This window comes from Nonomuraea recticatena, from assembly GCF_039533245.1.
In the GTDB taxonomy this organism is placed as follows: domain Bacteria; phylum Actinomycetota; class Actinomycetes; order Streptosporangiales; family Streptosporangiaceae; genus Nonomuraea; species Nonomuraea roseola.
This window is the reverse complement of sequence record NZ_BAAATE010000003.1, coordinates 277086-295027: the sequence shown is the minus strand read 5'-3', so window position 1 is coordinate 295027 and position 17942 is coordinate 277086. Positions and strand designations below refer to the sequence as shown.

Here is a 17942-nt window from a genome sequence, read left to right as displayed (position 1 = left end):
GCTCGGCGTCACAGCCCGAGCGAGGCGAGCTCCGCCCTGGTCGTGACACCCAGCTTGGGATAGGCCTTGTACAGGTGGTAGCCGACGGTGCGCGGGCTCACGAACAGCCGCTCGGCGATCTCCCTGTTGCTCAGCCCGGTGGCCGCCAGCCGTACGCTCTGCAGTTCCTGCGGTGTGAGCCGGTCGGCGAGGTCGGTCGCGTGGCCGCGCACCAGGCGGGTCTCCCCCGTGGCGCGCAGTTCGCCGCGGGCGCGCTCGGCCCAGGGACGCGCGCCGAGCCGCTCGAACGTCTCAGCGGCGCCGCGCAGATGCCCGCGCGCCTCGCTGGTCCGCCGGTCCCTCCGCAGGCGCTCGCCGTACAGCAGCTCCGTCCGCGCCTGCTCGAAGGGGTACGTCCTGATCTGGACGGCCTGCGCGAACGTGTCGACGTCGTCGGCGAGCAGCGCCCGGCAGCGCAGCGCGACGGCCGCGGCCCACGGCTGGCCGACCCGATCGGCCCAGGCCGTGAACAGCCGCACCGCGGAAGCGGCGCGGCGCGGCTGCCCCAGGCGCACCGCGGCCTCGATCAGGATCGGCAGATGGCCCATGACGCCCATCGGGCGCGATCCTGACACCACCGCCTCCATCCGGTCCAGGGCCGCCTCGTGCCGTCCCAGGCCCAGGTCGAGCAGGCTCAGCGCGACGGCCGCGTGCACCGCGCTCGGGGCCAGGTCTGTCTCGATCGCCTCGGCCGTCAACGCGCGGCAGCGCTCCTCGTCGCCTTCGATGGCGGCCAGTTCGGCCAGGGTCGCCGACAGCTCGACGCGCGGCATGCGCTGGCAGGTGTCGTCGGCGATCTGCAGCCCGTCGGCCAGGGTGGCGCGCGCGTCGGTGTGACGACCGGTGAAGAGCAGGGTCCTGCCCAGGATCGTCTGTACGGCAGGCAGCACGCCGAGCGCGCCCCGCGACCTGCACTCCCGCTCCAGGCTGCCGGCCAGGCGCATCGCGCCCTCGATGTCGCCGATGATCAGGTGCAACCGGGCGAACAGCAGGCGATCCTGCACATCTGACTGCGGCGGCAGGGCCAGCAGCTCCTTCAGCGTCTCGATGCCGCCGTCGTCCAGCCTGTTGGTGGCGAGCGCCGCCGTGGCCAGCCTGTGCACGTCCGACCCCTCGGTCACGCAGGCGGCGATCCGGTCGAGCGCCTTGAAGTCGTTGGCACGCCAGGCCGCCCGCGCGGCGCTGCGCAGCAGAGGCGGCAGCTCCGCCGGCGTGACGCTCGCGGCCGACTCGAACAGCAGCACGTGCGCTTCCTCCGTCCGCCCGAGCCCGTCGGCGATGACGGCCCTGAGCGCGGCCGCCTCGGCCGAGCTCCCCGCGTGCCTGACCAGGTGGTCTGCCCGCTCGAACTGGCCCGCGTCGGCGGCCGCGCGCGCCGCGGCGGGCCTGCGGCGCTCGCGCTCGCCAGGGTCGGGGGTGAGGGCGGCGGCACGTTCGTAGGCGGCGGCCACGGCCGTGTAGCCGCCACGGTCTCTGGCCCGCTGTGCCGTACGTTCCAGAGCTGCCGCGACCTGCTCGTCCGGGCCCGTCGCCGCTGCCGCCAGGTGCCAGGCACGCCGGTCGCCGTCCAGGATCTCCGCGAGCGCGCGGTGCGCCTCGATCCTGGGGTTCACCGTGGCCCCCTGGTAGGCGGCGCTCCTCATCAGCGGATGGCCGAAGACCAGGCGGTCGCCTTCGACCCGCAGCAACCCGGCGGCCTCCGCCGGGTCCAGGTCCTGCAGCCCCGCGCCCAACCGCTCGGCGGCCCGCAGGACGGTGCTCAGGTCACCGGTGTCGTCGGCCGCCGCGACCAGCAGCACGGTGCGGGTCGCGGCCGGCAATGCGCGGATCCTGTCGTCGAAGGTCTGCAGGATCCGGTTCTGCACCGGCAGGAGCCCCATCGAGAGCATGCCGGTGCCCTGCTCACGGCGCGCTTCGGCCAGCACCCGCAACGCCAGCGGGTTGCCGCGCGCCTCGACCAGCACCTCCTCGCGCACGTGCGGCGCCAGATCGCCGACCAGCGCGGCAGCCGCCTCGTCGGCCAGGCCGCCCAGGCGCAGCTCGGGCAGGCCCGTCGAGGGGAAGTCCGGCGCGTACGGCGCGCGGACCGCGAACATCATCACCACGCCCTCGGCCCGCAGCCGCCGCGCGGCGAACAGCAGGGCGTCGGCCGTGGCGGCGTCCAGCCACTGGGCGTCGTCGACCAGGCACAGCAGCGGGGCCTCCTCGGCCAGCAGGCCGAGCACCGCCAAGCCGATCAGGAAGGTGTCGCCGTCGGCCTCACCCAGCCCCAGCGCGCCTCTGAGCGCGTCGGCCTGCCGTACCGGGAGATCGTCGAGGCGGTCGAGGAGCCCGCCGACGAGCATGCTGAGCCCTGCGTAGGGCAGCTCGCTCTCCGCCTCGACACCGGTCGTGCGCAGCACGCGCATGCCGTCCGCCCGGCTCGCGGTGTGGTCGAGCAGCGCGGTCTTGCCGATACCCGCCTCGCCACGGATCACCAGCGCCCCGCTCCTGCCGCGACGAGCGGCGGCGAGCAGGGCGTCGATCGTCCCCGTCTCCTTCGTCCGCCCCCGCAGCATGTCCCAAAGGCTACCGCCAGTGATCGGCCGCCCATTGCCTGTAGGTCCTGGCCGGGCGTCCGGTGAGTTCCTCGACAGTGCCGGTGACCGGCTCGGGCTCAGGGACCCCGCCCGCCATCCTGCCGAGCAGACCCGCGGCCAGCTCGGGCCCGAAGACGGCCTCGTACTGCAGCCTGACCTCCTCCAGGGACGCCTCCTGGAAGCGCACCTCGCGCCCGATCACCTCGGAGACGGCGGCCACCCGCTCCGGCGCGGTCAGCGCCTGCGGCCCGGTCAGCACGTAGGTCGCCCCTTCGTGCCCTTCACCGGTCAGCACGCGCACGCCCGCCGCCGCCACGTCGGCCTCGTGGATGTGGGACCGGGCCCACCCGGCGAACGGCTCGCGCACCACGCCGTCGCGTTCGATGCCTTCCGCCCACTTGAGGTCGTTGGCCGCCAGCCCGGTGATCCGCAGGAAGGTCCAGTCGGCGCCCGACTCGCTGACCAGCCGCTCGATCTCCCCGTGGGAGGCGTTGATCGGATCGGCCGCCCCCGCCGTCGCGGCGGAGAAGTACACGACATGTCTGCCCGCCAGCCTCTTCACCGTCTCGGGTGCGGCGTGGTCGGCCTGGAGCGTCGGCCAGACGAGGAAGACCTTGTCCACGCCCTCCAGCGCCGCGTCCAGCGAGCCCGGCACGGCCAGATCGCCCTCGACGGCCTCGACCGGCAGCCGCGCCCGGCTCGCGTCGCGGGCCAGCGCTCGCACCTCGGTGACCCCTGCTTCCACCAGTTGCCTGACGACCTGACCACCGACCCGGCCGGTCGCCCCTGTCACCAGAATCATGAGATCTCCCCGTAGAACGTCTCTTCGGACTGCGCGCCGGACAGCGCGCGCCCGTTGATCTCGAACATCGGCACGCCTCTGACCCCGGACCTGCGCACCTGCTCCAGCTCCGCCCTGGTCTCCTCCGCGCCGTCGTCGGTCCACGCCACCCCGGCCTCGGTGGCCAGCTTCCGCAACGTGTCGCCGTCGGCGAGGTTGAGGCCATCGGCGAAGTAGGCGCGGAACAGCCGGTCCGCCATCTCCTCGGCCCGCCCCTGCGCGGCGGCGACCCTGATCAGCCGGTGAGCCTCGAACGTGTTGGCGAACAACGCCCTGCCGTAGTCGTAGACCATCCCCTCGCGTGCGCCCAGCGCGGTCATGCGGGCGGTCGACTCCCCCACCGACGGACCGAAGAACCGCTTGTGCACCTCTTCGAGGGGCTCGACCCGCGCCGGCTCGCTGGGCGCGTCGGGAGCGATCTGGAAGGGATGGAAGACCACCTCCGCCTCGCCGCCCTCGGCGCGCGACCGGGCCAGCGCCCTGCGCAACCGATCCCATCCGAGGTAGGAGGCGCCGCACGCGATGTCCAGAGTCATCTCAATCCGTGAAGTCATGCCCTCGACGGTAGGAGCGGCCCCGACCCCCAGCATCAGTCGATCGACTGGTCGTCCGCGGCCGCCGCGCACCAGTCGATCGACTGATGCTGGCGTCAAGGGCGCGACCGTAGCGTCGGCGTCATGAACGAGACGATTCTGGTGACCGGGGCCACCGGTCACACCGGTGGCCAGGTGGTACGGCAGCTGCACGAGCGCGGCGGGGTGACGGTCAAGGCGCTGAGCAGGGATCCGGGCCGGGTGACGTTCCCCGAAGGGGTGCGGGCGGTCAAGGGCGACCTGAGCGATCCCGGCTCCCTCGACGAGGCGCTGGAGGGAGTCGACAAGATCTTCCTCGTGTGGCCGACGATGTTCACCGAGCACTCGCGGAACGCGGTGATCCCCAAGCTGGCGGCACAGGCGCGCAGAATCGTCTATCTGTCGGCGGCGGGTGCGGAGACCCACGACGATCCCGACAACGCCTCCCACAACCGGATCGAGCGGCTGATCAGGGAACACGCCAAGGAGTGGACGTTCCTGCGGTCCGGCGGGCACATGAGCAACGACCTGGCGACTCCGGTGCCCGCGGACGGCGTGGTCCGCGGGCCGTTCCTGAGCTGGGCGCGATCGCAGATCCACCCCAAGGATCTGGCGGCGGTGGGAGTGCACGCGCTGCTCACCGACGACCTGCTGAACACGGCCACGCCCATGCTGACCGGCGAGGAACTCATGACAGGGGCCGAACGGATCAGGATCGTGGGCGAGCTGGTCGGCAGGCCGGTGACGAAGGTGGAGGAGGTCCCGCCGGAGCAGGCCAGGGAGTGGTTCCTGCAGTGGGTGCCGCCGCAGGACGTGGACGCCGTCCTGGAGACCATGAAGGAGATCGCCGCACGGCCCGAGCCGGTGGTCCCGGCGATCCGGGAGATCCTCGGGCGTCCGGCCACGTCCTATCGGGAGTGGATACTCGACCATCTGCCCGCGTTCGTGGAGCCGACGGCCGAAGGGGTGGGACTGGCCTTCGCCAGTCTGGCCAACAAGGGCGAGACCGACGCGATCACCCGGCACCTGCTGGCCGCCGGGCAGGTGAGCGGGCCTGTCGAGGGGCCGTACCTGCGGGCGGGCGGCGACCGCTTCGCCGTACGGTTCACCGCCGATTCCACGATCGGTGTCTACACGGTGCGCGACGGGCGGATCGTCAGTGAGGAGAGGTTCTCCTGAGCAACAGCACCGGCACATCCCCTGGTGCGCGTCCACGGCGCGCACCAGCGGGTTGACCAGCCCCGCGTCGAAGAATCCCGGCCGCGTTCGTTAGGCTCCGGCGATGGAGCTGATCTTCCCTCGCAAGCTGAACCAGGGCGACGTCATACGGGTGGTGGCGCCGGCCAGATCCCGTGCGATGGTGATGGAACACGACCACACCGACATCATCGGGGCTCGCTTCGCCGAACTGGGCCTGACGCTGTCGTATGGCCGCCATGTCGATGAACGGGACGCTCTCGACTCCTCCAGCGTCGCCTCCAGGATCGCCGATCTGCACGAAGCCTTCGCCGACCCCTCGGTGGCGGCGATCCTGACGGTCATCGGCGGCTACAACTGCAACGAGCTGCTGCCGTTCCTGGACTGGGAGCTGATCCGGGCCAATCCGAAGATCCTGTGCGGATACTCGGACATCACCGCACTGCAGAACGCCGTCCTGGCCCGAACAGGGCTGGTCACCTACTCGGGGCCGCACTGGTCGACGTTCGGCATGCGCGATCACTTCGAGCAGACCCTGGAGTGGTTCACCGAGGTCATGTTCGGCACCGCCCCGATCAGCCTGACCCCGGCGGCCCGCTGGAGCGACGATCTCTGGTTCCTCGACCAGGACAGGCGCGATCTGATCCCCAACGAGGGGTGGTGGCCTATCCAGCCGGGCACCGCCGAGGGAAGGATCGTGGGCGGCAATCTGTGCACTCTCAACCTGCTGCAGGGCACGCCCTACATGCCGTCTCTCGACGGCGCGATACTGATCGTCGAGGACGACTTCGAATCACACCCTGCCACCTTCGCCAGGGACCTGACATCACTGCTTCAACTTCCTGACGCCGCGGGAATCCGGGGACTGGCCATCGGACGGTTCCAGAACGCCAGCAACATGACCCGCGCGCTCCTGGAGCAGATCATCGGTTCGCAACCGGCGCTGACCGGCATCCCGATCCTGGCCAATATCGACGTCGGCCACACCTATCCCTTGGCCACCGTCCCGATCGGCGGCCACGCCGGCCTCACGGTCGCGGACGACGAGAGCCTGCTGACATTCCAACGTCACTGACACATCGCGCGATCCCTCCCGCCGGGGCACCAGGCACAATGGTCTCGGCGAGCTTCCTGGCCTCGTCGTTGGCGCCCTGCTCCTGCCCGGTCTTCGCCATCTCGATCGCGCCCTCGTGATGGGCGATCATCAGGCGCGGGGACCGTCGCGAGGCACGGCACCATGCCAACCAGCGCAACCAGAGGCGCGCCTCATCGGTGAAGGACTGACAGGAGCCCCCCTCTGTGACCAGCGCGTCCGCTCCCCCACCGCGCATCCGCGGCCGCCGTCCGCCCCAGGGCGACCCGGTCGTCGACCGGGCTCTCTCGCTCCTGAGCGCCTTCGACGCCGACCACGGGTCGCTGAGCCTGGGCGAGTTGAGCCGGCGCAGCGGCATCCCCGCCAGTTCGGCGTTGCGGCTCGCCAAGCGGATGGTGGCATGGGGCGCCCTCGAGCGCGGTGAGGACGGCCGGTTCACGATCGGCCTCCGGCTCTGGGAGGTGGCCTCTCTCGCCCCTCGCGGGCAAGGGCTGCGTCAGGTGGCCATGCCGTTCATGGGTGACCTGGCCCAGGTCACCCGGCAGCACGTGCTGCTCGCTGTACGGGACGGTTACGAGGCCCTGCTGATCGAACGGCTGTCGTCACATCAGGCGATGCCGGTGCTGTACCGCGTCGGCGGCCGGCTGCCCCTGCACTCGACCGGGGTGGGCCTGGTCCTGCTCGCCTTCGCCGAGCCCCAGGTACAGGAGGAAGTGCTCTCCCGTCCGATGGTGCGCGAACCAGAGAAGGAGATCGTCTCCCCCGTCGACCTGCGACGCATCCTCGCCAGGGTCCGGCTGGAGGGGTTGGCGCACCTGCACCGGCCGCACGCCCCTCGCGCGATCGTGTCGGTGGCTGCGCCGGTCTTCGGAGCCGACGACAGGATCGCCGCGGCGCTGTCGGTCCTCGTCCCACCGGAAGACGCCGACCCTCGGATGCTCGGACCGGCCGTCCGCACGATCGCCCGCGCCATCTCACGAGGGCTCGGCGCCCGGCGCTCCATCGGCCAGGTCGGGGACGCTTCGGCCGGCCGCTGACTCCTCCCGTCGACGGGGCGAGAGGTGTACCGGCCCGCGCAGCCGTACGACGAAAGGCCCGTACGGCTGGCCGCGCGCCCACCGGCTGCTCGTCCGTCAAGGCCGACCTCCGCGACACGCGTGGCCAGGCGCCACCGGCCACGGCACTGACGCCGGGGGCGATCTCCTCGGTGACGAAGCCCGCGGGGTGGTCGCAGACGATGCTTGCCGCTGAATGGCAACGGTATGGGGCGGGTGAAGGCCGCAGTGGATGCTGGTGGCGCGCGTCTCCCCGGTACGACGCCGGGTGGCGCGCCGTCCATCCGCCTGGACCTCGCGCGCGGGCTCGGGCGGCCTACCTCCAGGAGGATCACGTGACCTCACCCGGCGACGTGCGGGAGGAGCGGCTCGACGCTCTGCTGACCGCCGTCATCGATCAGCTGAACAGCACAGACCCGCGGCTCAACGACGTGATGGAGTCGCTGGTCCGCCATCTGCACGCCTTCGTTCGTGAGACGCGCCCGACCGAATCGGAGTGGCTGACCGGGATCGACTTCCTCGTCCGCACCGGCCAGACCTGCACCGAGCACCGCAACGAGTTCATCCTGCTGGCCGACACGCTCGAGCTGACCACCGCGGTGGACGACGTCAACCACGCCGGCCCTGCCGGCGCCACGCCGTCCTCGGTCGAGGGTCCTTTCCACTCCCCCGCGCCCGCGCGGGAGAACGGGGCATGGATCTCCACCGGCCCCGAACGGCAGCGCGGCGAGGTCATGGTCGTGCGCGGCAGGGTGACCGACACCAGCGGCAAGCCGATCGAGCGGGCCACCGTCGACATCTGGCAGGCCGACGACGCCGGGCGCTACGACACCCAGGACCCTGCGCAGGAGCCTGGAAACCTGCGCGGCCTGTTCACCACCGACGCCGACGGGGTCTACTGGTTCCGCAGCATCATCCCGTCCAGCTATCCGGTGCCCACCGACGGACCGGGTGGAGAACTGCTGACCGCGCTCGGCCGCCACCCGATGCGCCCGGCCCATGTCCACTACCGCGTGGAGGCTTTCGGGCATCGGCCGGTGACCACGCACGTCTTCGTGGCCGGTGACGAGTACCTCGACGCCGACGCGGCCTTCGCGGTCAAGGACGAGCTCGTCGTCGCCCCCGTCAGGGAGACCGATCCTGAGCGCGCCGTGGCCTTCGGCGTCGATGTCCCGTTCGCCGCCTTCGTCTTCGACGTCCGGCTGCTGCCGCTCGGCGAGGTGATCGCGTGAAGCTCGTCGGCATCCGCACCGGGCGGCGGGTGGACGTCGCCGTCCAGACCGGGAACGCCGTGACCGTGATCGCCGAGGTCGGCCATTTCTACACCGACCTGGAGCGATGGCTCGCAGTCGCGCGCCAGGCGACCGCGGGAGAGGTTCCGGTCGGCGAGGTGGAGCTGGCCCCGCCGGTGCCTGCCTCGGCCCGGGTCATCTGCATCGGCCTGAACTACCGGGCGCACGCCGCCGAGGGTGGTTTCGTCCCGCCTGAGCATCCGACCGTCTTCGGCCGCTGGGTCGCCTCTCTCACCGCGGGTGAGACGGCGGCGCCGGTGCCCGCCAACGAGCCTGGCCTGGACTGGGAGGGGGAGGTCGCCGCCGTCGTCGGGCGAAGGCTCACCGACGTCGACGCGGAGACGGCGGCCGGTGCGGTCCTCGGCTACGCGGCGTTCAACGATCTCACCGCCCGCACGGCGCAGAAGCTCACCACTCAGTGGACGCTCGGGAAGAACGGGGACCGCAGTGGCCCGATGGGCCCGCTGGTCACGGCCGACGAGGTCGGCGACCTCGCCGACGGTCTGCGGGTGCGAACCCGCGTCAACGGGCAGACCGTCCAGGACGGCAACACGCGAGACATGATCTTCGGCATCGGGGAGCTGCTGTCCAGGATCAGCCGCACCTTCACCCTGAACCCCGGCGACGTCATCGCCACAGGGACGCCGGAGGGCGTGGGATACGTCCGGACGCCGCCGTGGCTGCTGCGGCCAGGGGACGTGGTCGAGGTGGAGATCGACAGGCTCGGCGTGCTGCGCACCCCGATCGTCTCCTCGGAGGCGCGGCCGTGACGATCGTCCCTTCCCAGGTGCCCGTCCTCATCGCCGGTGGCGGGCCGAGCGGCCTGGCCGCCGCGATCGAGCTGGGCCGGCGCGGCGTCGAGGTATGCGTGGTCGAGCCGCGGACGACGCTCGACCCGCTGCGCCCTCGCGCGAAGACCACCAGCGTGCGGACGATGGAGCATCTGCGCCGCTGGGGACTGGCCGACCGGCTGCGGTCCCGTGCGGCGCTGCCGGTGGCGCACGCGCAGGACGTCGTCTTCTGCACCGGCCTGTTCGGACACGAGATCACTCGTTTCCCCGAGGCCTTCGGCCTGTGGACGGAGCCGCGCGAGATCGCCGCGGAAGCAGGGCAGCAGGTGGCGCAGCCGATCGTCGAAGAGCTCCTGCGTGAGGCGGCGGCGGCGCTGCCGTCCGTGACCCTGCTGGTCGGCTGGCGGGTCGACGCCGTCATCGACGGCCAGGACGGCGTAAAGGCCGAACTGGCCGGGCCCGACGGACGACGTCGCGAGGTCCATGCGGAGTATCTGCTCGGCTGCGACGGCATCGCCGGCGTCAGCCGGTCGGCGATCGGCAGCCACTATGCGGGTTCATCAGGCGCGCTGCCCAACCTGAGCATCACCTTCCGCTCCAGGGAACTCGACGAACGGCCGCTGTGCGCGCTCGGCGTGCACTACTGGGTCATCGGCGCCGAGCGTGGCGGGCTCATGGGACGGCTGGACCTCGACGGCACCTGGTGGGCGATCGTGCAGGGCATCGACGTACAGGCCGAGGAGGCCGATCCCGTCGCGCTCGTGCGCACGCTGGCCGGCGCCGAGATCGATGTCGAGGTGCTCGCCACGGACCCGTGGTCGGCGCGCATGCTGCTGGCCGACCGCTACCGCGGCGAGCGGGTGTTCCTCGTCGGCGACGCCGCGCACCTCAACCCGCCATGGGGCGGGCACGGGTTCAACACCTGCGTCGGCGACGCGGTGAACATCGGCTACAAGCTCGCGGCGGTGCTGCAGGGCTGGGCGCCCCCGTCGTCGCTGGACAGCTACGAGCTCGAGCGGCGGCCGGTCGCCGTGCGAACCATCGCCGCCGCCGGCGGCCAGGAGGCCTTCCTCGCCCCGTCCTTCGCGGCAGCCGACCTCGACGACGACGGGACGGCCGGCCAGGTGCTGCGGGCCCAGCTCGCCGATGCCCTGCGGGGCAAGGATCCTGAGTTCCACAGCCTCGGGCTGGTACTCGGCTACGACTACGCGGACTCCCCCGTCGTCGTTCCCGACGGTCGCGGCCGTCCAGAGCCCGAACTGACCCGCTACCGGCCGTCGGCTCATCCAGGGGCGCGGCTGCCACACGTCTGGCTGCCCGACGGCAGCTCGTTGTACGACCTCCTCTGCGACTGGTTCACCCTGCTCCGGCTGTCGTCTCGGGCCGACCCGACGCCATTCGTGACCGCCGCCACGGCCGCAGGTATCCCCTTGCACGTCGTGGACCTCGGCCGTCTTCCCCGCCTGCGCGCGGTCTGCGAGGCCGATCTCGTCCTGGTCCGTCCCGACCAGCATGTCGCCTGGCGCGGCGACGTGGCGGCGGACCCCGCCGAGGTGTGGACGCGCGTCATCGGCGGAGGCCAGGACAGGGACCCAGGAGGCGGATCCGGTTAGGAGCTGCTTGTCGGCCCTGACACGGGCCCTTCCACACTGGGGCAGCTCATCGCCGGCCGGCCTTCCTAGGCATGTCCGGGCGACGCGGTGACGATCCAGACGGAACCCGGAATGCGGACGCCGTCGGCGGTCTCGAACTCCGTGAGCGCGTCGTGCACGTCGGCACGGAGGCGAGCGACGGTCGCCGGATCGACATCGCGCAGGTTGTAGCGCGTCGGGCCCATGGCGAAGAGGAAGTCGACGGCGTCGTCCGCGTCGGCGCCGAAGGTCATGGGAGCCTCGACGGGGGCCACGTCGATGTCGACGAACCCTGCGGCGGCGAGCACCTGGCGGATGCGCGCGGGGTCGAGGAGCGACCCCATACCCCTGGCGGTGGGGGATGTCTCGCGCAGGAACGGCGAGAGCGCGGCGGTCGCACGGGTGTAGGGCCGGTCGGGACCTCCCGGTTGCGGGCCGAGGAACGCGAGCCGTCCGGTCGGCGCGAGCGCCTCCCTGAGGTGGGCGAAAGCCGCGATGTGGTCGGCGAAGAACATGACACCGCCACGGCTGAGGACGACGTCGAACCCCCGGTCGGGGAAGGGATGCACCTGGGCGTCGCCCTGTTCGAAGGTGACGTTGCGAAGGCCTTCCGCGGCGGCGTCCCGACGGGCGCGCTCCAACATGGGGGCCGACAGGTCGATTCCGACGGCGCTTCCGTCGCGGGCCTGCTGTGCGGCGAGACGGGTCGTCTGGCCGGTGCCGCAGCCGACGTCGAGAACCCGGTCGTGGGCCGTGATGCCCGCGGCGGCGAACAGGGGCGCGTTGAACGCTTCGAGCATGGCGTTGTAGCGCTCGGGATGTTCGGCCCAGTGGATGCCCTCCCAGTCGTTCCACGCCTCTGCCTGCTGGTGGTTGGCGATGCTCTTCATAGCTCGACCTCAGTTCACTAGAGTCAGTCTCTAAAGTACGACTCTAGATATAGGCTCTATCATTGTGTGAGTCAAGCCACGCGAGAAGCACCCGTCAGGGCTGGTGGCGACGCGCTCCGGCTGCTTAGCTGGATAGTGGGCAGCCTGCGGCCGCGCTCTCTACGAGCGGCACCTGTCGTCATCGGCCGCGGCCTGCCGAGACCGCTGCCTCGCAGCACGACCGATCCGGATCGGCCTCCGTCCGGGAAGGCTGCGAGGCGGACGGTCCTACCCGGCCCTGCGGCCTGCGTCCCCGCCGTCACCTCCCGGGCAGCCAGAGCCATGACGTTGGAGCTTCGTGATCGGTACGCTGCTCGTCATGGGAGACGGTGAGGCATCTCTGCGGCTCGAAGACGTCACGTCGGCGCTGGAGACGACTCTCACCGCCCTGAGGGCCGTGGGGGCCGACCTGCCGTACCGCGTGGGTGGCACCAGTGCCGCCCTGCTCCAAGGTGTTCGCCTTCCCGCCGGAGACGTCGACCTCCTGGCAGCTCGACGGGAGGACGTGGACACCGTCGCCGCCGCTCTCTCGTCCTTTCCCTGCCTGTATGCGGCATCGTGGCTCCCCGAGACTTCGCAGTATTTCGCCAGGTACGAGGTGAACGGGGTGGTTGTAGAGATCAGCACGGTCGAGCAGGAGGCCGACTCCGACGGGATGGAGTGCGTGGGCCGTGGCCCGTGGCAGCACTACGTCCTGATCACGTGTGGCCCGTATCGCGTTCCTGTGGTTCGCCTGGAACTACGGTTGGCCACAGAGCTCCTGCGTGATCGGCCCGATCGCTACGAACCTCTCCTCGACCACATGGCGGCGCAGGGGTTCGATGCCGATCTTCTGGACAGAGCCATGGCCGCTCGCGGTCTTTCGGCGGAACGACAGCGCCTGGTGCACGACCGCCTCAACCCTTCCTCTCCCCGCTCCCGCTAGCTGCCAAGGATCGGCGACTCGGGCCGCTCACTGCCTCAACAGGCCGCTCCACCCGCCACATCCCCGCTGTCACGCCTGGATGCGAGGGCGCGGTGTCGGCCCGTGCCGCATCCACGCGAGCAACCACGCGCCCTGGAACTCTCCTCCGGCCCACCCTTTGACCTACATACGTGTATGTACGTAGGCTGCTCGCCGTGAAGAGAAACACTGCTGACAGGAAGAGCGTTCGCGGCAAAGCCGCCGACTGGATCGCCGGTCGTCGTCGCGTTGCCGGACCGCCGCGACCTCCGATCGCTGGTCGCGGCGGAAGTGGAACGATCACGCCCCTGACAAAGCTCGCCGGGGGCGCGGCCATGCTCGGCCTAGGCGCCGCCGCGGCCATGCACGTCGTCTGGATCTTCTCCCCATGGCCGTTCGACGACCTCGAGGACTTCACCCGCACGATCGCCGGCGTGTCCGAAGCCGAGGCCCCCAGCGCCGCGGCCACCGGCTCCGTGGCCGTGGCCCTCGGGGCGGCGACCTATCTCGTCGCCGCCCAAGCGGACCTGGCCCCGCGCCTGCTAACCGGTCCGCTCACACGCCTGGGCACGGCAACCGTCGCAGGCGTGCTCCTGCTCCGCGGTGGCGCGGGCTTGGTCATCTCCGGGTTCGCCGGCAAGTCCACCACCTTCACCCGCTGGGACCTGGCCCTGTACTCCCCGCTTTGCCTGACCCTCGGCGCCCTCGCCGCCTACGTTGCCAAGAACACTGAGACGGCCGGGGCGGAGCAGGAGGGTTGAGGAACACCTCTACGAGATCGTGCGCTGAGCGGTGGAAGGGCACCCTGTTGAGTACTCAGCGAAGATCTCGGTGAGGACGCGCCGTGCGTTCAGCGCCGACTCGTCGGCATCGCCCAGGGTGTAAGAGCAGGTGGCCATCGTCTTCCAGAGAGCCCAGCCACGCCCGCGCGCCCAGTGTGCATCGTCAACGGACAGTCGCTCGCGGAAGGCCTGGCGGCTGTGAGCGGTCAGCAACGTCCACGCGATCGCCAGGTCGCAGGCAGGGTCGCCGACGCCACACGTGCCGAAGTCGACGACAGCTGCCAGTTGTCCGTCTTTGAGCAGGAGATTCCCCTGGGCGAGGTCACCGTGGAACCACCTGTCCACACCGTCCCAGGGAGCGTCCAGTGCGGTCTTCCAGATCTCGCGCGCCAGGCTGACGTCGACGTGGCCGTCCAGTTTCTCCAGCGCGCTCTCGAGTTGCCCCTCATAGGTGCGCAGTGTGGCGCCCCGGAACCAGTTGTGCTTTCCCGGCCGGGGGCCGTCGGCGGTGTCGATGCTCTGCAGGGCCGCGACGAAGCCGGCCAAGTCGACCGCGAATCGGACCGGATCAGCGATTCGGCCGGCGCTCGCGGGCTCGCCGTCAAGCCACTGGTAGATCGACCACGAGAAGGGGTAGCCCGCACCTGGCTCGCCCTTCGCCAGCGGGGCGGGAATGGGCAGCGGAAGCCGGGAGGCGAGCGGCGGGAGCCACCGGTGTTCCTTTTCCACCGCCAAGGCGTACTCGGATGCGCTGGGCAAACGCACCAGCATTCCGTCGCCGAGGTGAAAGGTCCAGTTGTCCCAGCCACCGTCAGCCACGGGCTCGACAGGAAGGTCCGCCCACTGAGGAAACTGCTCGTCGATGAGCCGATGGACCTGCTCCGCGTTGACGGTGATGCGCCGGGGCAGTGGACCAAGATCGGGTATACCGCTCAACGAGACCTCCCTTTCTGAAAGGCTGCTCGCCACATGACAGTCCAGCCCGAAGGACCTCGGGAACTCCCCCGAGGTCCTTCGTCATGTAGCGAGAATGCCGATGCCGACCTGCGGAAACGCGCCAAGATTCATTCCGCGTATATTCCGCGACCACTGGCATACGGCTGCCGCCGCATGGGTGGCGCGCACTGGATGAGGCAGAAACCCCAGCTCAGTGCGGGATTCCTGGTCAATCTGAGTAGGGCGGGTGGGACTTGAACCCACGACCCACGGATTATGAGTCCGATGCTCTGACCGGCTGAGCTACCGCCCCCTGCGAGAGTGCAGTCTCCCATAAATTCGCGCGCTTGCCAGCATAGATCGCCCTCGTCCCCAACCGCCTTCACTCACCGCGAAACGCCGACCGCGGCCCGTTCCCGTCACCCAGGAACCACTCTAAGGTCGTTCAAGTGGCGATCAAGCTGATCTACGAGACCCACTCGATCACCGTCGACAACGAGGCCGGCATCGCGACCGGCTGGCTGCCTGGCGAGCTGTCCGAGGCCGGCAGGGTGGAGGCGGCCAGGCTGGGCGAGCGCAGGCGTTCGGGCTTCGACGTGGTCTACAGCTCCGATCTGCGCAGGGCTGTGCAGACCGCGCGGATCGCCTTCCCCGACCGTGAGATCAGGTTGGACGCGCGGCTGCGGGAGTGCGACTACGGGCTCGGCAACGGCAGGCCCGTCGCGGAGCTGGCGCCGCTGAGGAGGGCGCACATCCGCGAGCCGTGGCCCGAGGGGCAGAGCTACGAGCAGGTCGTGGCGGCGACGGAGGAGTTCCTGGGCGAGTTGCGGGCGGAGTGGGAGGGGCGGACCGTCCTGGTCGTCTCACACTCGGCCAACCGGTGGGCGTTGCAGCATCTGCTGGAGGGCGCGCCGCTGGAGGAGCTGGTGGACGCGCCCTTCGCCTGGCAACCCGGGTGGGAGTACACGCTCTCGTGAGGCGCTGGTCATGCTCTTCCCGGCCGCGCCGAGGCGAGGTTCCGGTGGAGATGAGCGGGAATGGATGCCGCCCGAAGGTGGTTACATCCTTCGTGGCCGGTGTGCCCAGTGTCCCCGGGCCTCACCTATTGCCTTCACGGAATACCGTTCGGCTGGAGCCGTGTTGTGCCCTTCGCCGAGAGGCGACACGCACACCGGTTCGCACACGTGGAAGACGCCCGTCCGATCTGCTGATCGGGCGGGCGTCTTCTCGTCGGCGGTCAGCCCGTGTCGCTGGCGTTCCAGGTCATCGACTGCCACCGCACGGGATCCAGGAAGCGCCGGGATTTCGTCCACACCTCGAAGGGGGTCTCCTTCGCGAGATCCTCCCGAGCTCTCCTGTAGGCCTCACATCTGGCTTCGAGCTCCCGCTCCTCCTCTGTCATGCCCGGCATCCTGACCGAGGAGCGTGGCCGTCATCCCCGACTTGGCACAACCTCGACCGTTCCTCGCTCGCCGTCGACCCTGACGCGGTCGCCGTCCGGTCGCGGAAGGGGGCGACGAACTCTCGGTAGGCGTCGGTGGTGATGTGGAAGCCGTCGGGCACCGGCAGCCCCGCCCTGGCCAGGCGGGCGAGGGACGCGCCCTTGCCGCCCACGGTCTCCAGTGCGGCCGCGGTGTCGTCGAGTGGAAGAACCCTCACGTCGGATACTCCTTGGAGCCGAGCGAGGCGCGCAGTTCGGCCTGCGCGACCCTCCTCGGCGGCGTCGAGGAATGTACCTGTCTGGTCATTCAACTGCTACTGCCTCGCGGTGGGGCGGCGTACCTTGGACGGGTGGCAAAGGCGTTCTGGATCGACCAGGAACTCGACAGGGACAGGGACGGCCGTTACGGCGCCCACGTCCGCAAGCACGTCGAGGAGTTCGCCGACTCCTTCGGCGACATCGCCCCCGTGACGTTCGCCTGCATCGCCTGGCGGATGGCGGTGCCGCCGTCGATCTCGCCGGGTCACGTCCGATGGGACCGGCGCGTCCTTGAGGCGAGCTGCGTGCGCAACACCTGGGACGGCACGCTCACCGCGGAGGTGCGCATGGTCTCCCCTCTGCCCGAGCAGCTGACCAGTTCGCGCGAGTGGTGGAGGGACAGGGGCTGGCGCGGCTGGCAGGAGATCTTCGGCCAGTACGTCGACCCCACCCAGGAGGACCTCACCCGCGGCCCGTTCATGCGCGCCTCCCTCCTGGTGCAGGCGCCCATCCCGCTGGAGGAGCTCCCGCCTGCCCCTCAGGGTCCGCACGACGGGGTGGAGGAGGCGGCGCACCGGGCGCTCGCGGTGCTCGTCAAGGAGCTCAACGCGCTGCTCGCGCCCGTTCTCGACCGCTTCTAGCCGCCCTTCACCCCGTCGACCAGCTCCCTCACGATGTCCAGGTGGCCGTTGTGCCTGGAGGTCTCCTCGATGAGGTGGCCGATCACCCAGCGCAGCGTGAAGTGGTCCCCGTGGCGGCCCTTGCCTGCCGACAGCGCGTCGAGGTCGTGGCCGGCGATCTTCTCGTCGATCTCGGCGCAGGCGCGCGTGTAGTCGGCGACCACCTCGGCGAGGCTCAAGGAGGGGTCGGGCTCGAAGTCCTTGTCGGGGCTCTCCTCCGTCCACGGCGCCCGCTCCGCCTCCCCGAGGAAGACGACCTCGAACCACCAGTGCTCCACCCATCGCAGGTGACCGATCAGCCCCGCGACGGACATCAGCGGAGAGTCCGGCAGCGGCGCCCTGCGCGCCGCCTCGTCGCTCATGCCCTCGCACTTGGCCGCCGCCGTCGCCCTGGCGTAGGCGAGGAACGTGTGCATGGTGGCCCGCTCGTCCCAGGTGGGGGGAACATCTGTTCTCTTCATTCCCATAGCTTCCCACCTGTCATTTTGGGTAGCTCCCGGCTATGAGAGCAGTCCTCCTTCTCTTCGCGCTGACGTTCGTCGCAGGATGTGCGGTCGACACGGGACCCCCGGCCCGTACGGCCGAGCGGTTCGCCACAGCGGTGACCGCGGGACAGGGTGACGCGGCCTGTGCGCTGCTGGCCGCCAGGACGGCGGCGCGGCTGCCCGGCAGGGGACAGACCTGCGGGCAGGCGCTGAACGAGCTGAGACTGACGGGCGGCCCTGTGCTGTCGGTGTCACTGTGGGGTGACGAGGCGCAGGTCAGGCTCAACGGCGACACGCTCTTCCTGCACCGCTACGACGGCGGATGGCGGGTCAGGGCCGCGGGATGCACGCCCAAGGGTGAGAACCTCCCCTACGACTGCGAGGTGGACGACTGATGC

General features: G+C 70.5%; 20 protein-coding genes and 1 tRNA gene. 11 read left to right on the top strand and 10 right to left on the bottom strand.

Going from position 1 to position 17942, the window contains the following annotated elements; translation table 11 throughout:
* Nucleotides 1-8: 8 nt before the first annotated feature.
* Genes ABFX50_RS07705 through ABFX50_RS07695 form a run of 3 tightly spaced genes read right to left on the bottom strand, consistent with a single transcriptional unit; the run spans nt 9 to nt 4013 of the window.
* The gene (locus ABFX50_RS07705) at nt 9-2597 is read right to left on the bottom strand and encodes a helix-turn-helix transcriptional regulator (RefSeq protein WP_346144499.1); all 2589 of its coding nucleotides are present in this window, start codon (nt 2595-2597) and stop codon (nt 9-11) included.
* A gap of 10 nt (nt 2598-2607) precedes the next feature.
* Nucleotides 2608-3420: an NAD(P)H-binding protein gene (locus ABFX50_RS07700; protein WP_346144498.1), complete on the bottom strand. Its 813-nt coding sequence runs from the start codon at nt 3418-3420 to the stop codon at nt 2608-2610.
* On the bottom strand, nt 3417-4013 hold the full coding sequence (locus ABFX50_RS07695) for a DsbA family oxidoreductase (protein ID WP_346144496.1): 597 nt from the start codon (nt 4011-4013) through the stop codon (nt 3417-3419). The genes ABFX50_RS07700 and ABFX50_RS07695 overlap by 4 nt, the downstream gene beginning before the upstream one ends.
* A 123-nt stretch (nt 4014-4136) precedes the next feature.
* On the opposite strand from ABFX50_RS07695, the gene ABFX50_RS07690 reads away from it, so the two are divergent.
* Nucleotides 4137-5210, top strand: coding sequence for an NAD(P)H-binding protein (locus tag ABFX50_RS07690; RefSeq protein WP_346144495.1), 1074 nt, complete (start codon nt 4137-4139; stop codon nt 5208-5210).
* 103 nt (nt 5211-5313) lie between these two features.
* The gene (locus tag ABFX50_RS07685) at nt 5314-6303 is read left to right on the top strand and encodes a S66 family peptidase (RefSeq protein ID WP_346144493.1); all 990 of its coding nucleotides are present in this window, start codon (nt 5314-5316) and stop codon (nt 6301-6303) included.
* On the opposite strand, the gene ABFX50_RS07680 is transcribed toward ABFX50_RS07685, so the two are convergent.
* Entirely contained in the window at nt 6257-6433 is a 177-nt protein-coding gene (locus ABFX50_RS07680) for a DUF305 domain-containing protein (RefSeq protein WP_346144491.1), read from the bottom strand. The two genes, ABFX50_RS07685 and ABFX50_RS07680, sit on opposite strands and share 47 nt — an antisense overlap.
* A gap of 94 nt (nt 6434-6527) precedes the next feature.
* On the opposite strand from ABFX50_RS07680, the gene ABFX50_RS07675 reads away from it, so the two are divergent.
* The 4 genes from ABFX50_RS07675 to ABFX50_RS07660 all read left to right on the top strand — a co-directional run bounded on the left by ABFX50_RS07675 (nt 6528) and on the right by ABFX50_RS07660 (nt 11072).
* Nucleotides 6528-7358, top strand: coding sequence for an IclR family transcriptional regulator (locus tag ABFX50_RS07675; protein ID WP_346144489.1), 831 nt, complete (start codon nt 6528-6530; stop codon nt 7356-7358).
* A 353-nt stretch (nt 7359-7711) separates the two neighbouring features.
* Nucleotides 7712-8608, top strand: a complete 897-nt coding sequence (locus ABFX50_RS07670; protein ID WP_346144487.1) for a dioxygenase family protein — start codon at nt 7712-7714, stop codon at nt 8606-8608.
* Entirely contained in the window at nt 8605-9438 is an 834-nt protein-coding gene (locus ABFX50_RS07665; protein ID WP_346144485.1) for a fumarylacetoacetate hydrolase family protein, read from the top strand. Before ABFX50_RS07670 ends, ABFX50_RS07665 begins: the two co-directional genes overlap by 4 nt.
* Nucleotides 9435-11072 carry an FAD-dependent monooxygenase gene (locus ABFX50_RS07660; protein WP_346144483.1) on the top strand — a complete coding sequence of 546 codons (1638 nt, stop codon included), beginning with the start codon at nt 9435-9437 and terminating at the stop codon, nt 11070-11072. Before ABFX50_RS07665 ends, ABFX50_RS07660 begins: the two co-directional genes overlap by 4 nt.
* A gap of 65 nt (nt 11073-11137) precedes the next feature.
* On the opposite strand, the gene ABFX50_RS07655 is transcribed toward ABFX50_RS07660, so the two are convergent.
* Nucleotides 11138-11980 (bottom strand): class I SAM-dependent methyltransferase, encoded by an 843-nt coding sequence (locus tag ABFX50_RS07655; protein WP_346144481.1) that lies wholly within the window; start codon nt 11978-11980, stop codon nt 11138-11140.
* 358 nt (nt 11981-12338) lie between these two features.
* On the opposite strand from ABFX50_RS07655, the gene ABFX50_RS07650 reads away from it, so the two are divergent.
* Together ABFX50_RS07650 and ABFX50_RS07645 are read left to right on the top strand one after the other, a co-directional pair.
* Nucleotides 12339-12944 (top strand): hypothetical protein, encoded by a 606-nt coding sequence (locus tag ABFX50_RS07650; RefSeq protein WP_346144479.1) that lies wholly within the window; start codon nt 12339-12341, stop codon nt 12942-12944.
* A 353-nt stretch (nt 12945-13297) separates the two neighbouring features.
* On the top strand, nt 13298-13723 hold the full coding sequence (locus ABFX50_RS07645; RefSeq protein ID WP_346144477.1) for a DUF3995 domain-containing protein: 426 nt from the start codon (nt 13298-13300) through the stop codon (nt 13721-13723).
* A gap of 9 nt (nt 13724-13732) precedes the next feature.
* On the opposite strand, the gene ABFX50_RS07640 is transcribed toward ABFX50_RS07645, so the two are convergent.
* A complete protein-coding gene (locus ABFX50_RS07640; RefSeq protein ID WP_346144475.1) occupies nt 13733-14680 on the bottom strand; it encodes an aminoglycoside phosphotransferase family protein in 948 nt (315 codons plus the stop codon).
* Between the two features lie 239 nt (nt 14681-14919).
* Nucleotides 14920-14993 (bottom strand) — tRNA-Ile (locus ABFX50_RS07635).
* 136 nt (nt 14994-15129) lie between these two features.
* Between ABFX50_RS07635 and ABFX50_RS07630 the strand changes: the two genes are divergently transcribed.
* Entirely contained in the window at nt 15130-15657 is a 528-nt protein-coding gene (locus tag ABFX50_RS07630; RefSeq protein ID WP_346144473.1) for a histidine phosphatase family protein, read from the top strand.
* Between the two features lie 260 nt (nt 15658-15917).
* On the opposite strand, the gene ABFX50_RS07625 is transcribed toward ABFX50_RS07630, so the two are convergent.
* Nucleotides 15918-16082, bottom strand: coding sequence for a hypothetical protein (locus ABFX50_RS07625; protein WP_183658038.1), 165 nt, complete (start codon nt 16080-16082; stop codon nt 15918-15920).
* Nucleotides 16079-16339: a PEP/pyruvate-binding domain-containing protein gene (locus tag ABFX50_RS07620; protein ID WP_346144471.1), complete on the bottom strand. Its 261-nt coding sequence runs from the start codon at nt 16337-16339 to the stop codon at nt 16079-16081. The genes ABFX50_RS07625 and ABFX50_RS07620 overlap by 4 nt, the downstream gene beginning before the upstream one ends.
* A gap of 132 nt (nt 16340-16471) precedes the next feature.
* On the opposite strand from ABFX50_RS07620, the gene ABFX50_RS07615 reads away from it, so the two are divergent.
* Nucleotides 16472-17020 carry a hypothetical protein gene (locus ABFX50_RS07615; RefSeq protein ID WP_346144469.1) on the top strand — a complete coding sequence of 183 codons (549 nt, stop codon included), beginning with the start codon at nt 16472-16474 and terminating at the stop codon, nt 17018-17020.
* Here ABFX50_RS07615 and ABFX50_RS07610 read toward each other — a convergent pair.
* A complete protein-coding gene (locus tag ABFX50_RS07610) occupies nt 17017-17520 on the bottom strand; it encodes a DinB family protein (protein ID WP_346144467.1) in 504 nt (167 codons plus the stop codon). The two genes, ABFX50_RS07615 and ABFX50_RS07610, sit on opposite strands and share 4 nt — an antisense overlap.
* 41 nt (nt 17521-17561) lie before the next feature.
* Here ABFX50_RS07610 and ABFX50_RS07605 point away from each other — a divergent pair, with 41 nt between their 5' ends.
* Entirely contained in the window at nt 17562-17939 is a 378-nt protein-coding gene (locus ABFX50_RS07605) for a hypothetical protein (RefSeq protein ID WP_346144465.1), read from the top strand.
* The last annotated feature ends 3 nt before the right edge of the window (nt 17940-17942 follow it).

Excerpts from the sequence above, each read along its gene's own strand:
- ABFX50_RS07645 (WP_346144477.1), top strand. The coding sequence starts at position 13,298 with ATGCTCGGCCTAGGCGCCGCCGCGGCCATGCACGTCGTCTGGATCTTC.
- ABFX50_RS07680 (WP_346144491.1), bottom strand. The coding sequence starts at position 6,433 with ATGATCGCCCATCACGAGGGCGCGATCGAGATGGCGAAGACCGGGCAG.
- ABFX50_RS07705 (WP_346144499.1), bottom strand. The coding sequence starts at position 2,597 with ATGCTGCGGGGGCGGACGAAGGAGACGGGGACGATCGACGCCCTGCTC.
- ABFX50_RS07685 (WP_346144493.1), top strand. The coding sequence starts at position 5,314 with ATGGAGCTGATCTTCCCTCGCAAGCTGAACCAGGGCGACGTCATACGG.
- ABFX50_RS07700 (WP_346144498.1), bottom strand. The coding sequence starts at position 3,420 with ATGATTCTGGTGACAGGGGCGACCGGCCGGGTCGGTGGTCAGGTCGTC.
- ABFX50_RS07655 (WP_346144481.1), bottom strand. The coding sequence starts at position 11,980 with ATGAAGAGCATCGCCAACCACCAGCAGGCAGAGGCGTGGAACGACTGG.
- ABFX50_RS07650 (WP_346144479.1), top strand. The coding sequence starts at position 12,339 with ATGGGAGACGGTGAGGCATCTCTGCGGCTCGAAGACGTCACGTCGGCG.
- ABFX50_RS07610 (WP_346144467.1), bottom strand. The coding sequence starts at position 17,520 with ATGAAGAGAACAGATGTTCCCCCCACCTGGGACGAGCGGGCCACCATG.
- ABFX50_RS07605 (WP_346144465.1), top strand. The coding sequence starts at position 17,562 with ATGAGAGCAGTCCTCCTTCTCTTCGCGCTGACGTTCGTCGCAGGATGT.
- ABFX50_RS07690 (WP_346144495.1), top strand. The coding sequence starts at position 4,137 with ATGAACGAGACGATTCTGGTGACCGGGGCCACCGGTCACACCGGTGGC.
- ABFX50_RS07625 (WP_183658038.1), bottom strand. The coding sequence starts at position 16,082 with ATGACAGAGGAGGAGCGGGAGCTCGAAGCCAGATGTGAGGCCTACAGG.
- ABFX50_RS07695 (WP_346144496.1), bottom strand. The coding sequence starts at position 4,013 with ATGACTTCACGGATTGAGATGACTCTGGACATCGCGTGCGGCGCCTCC.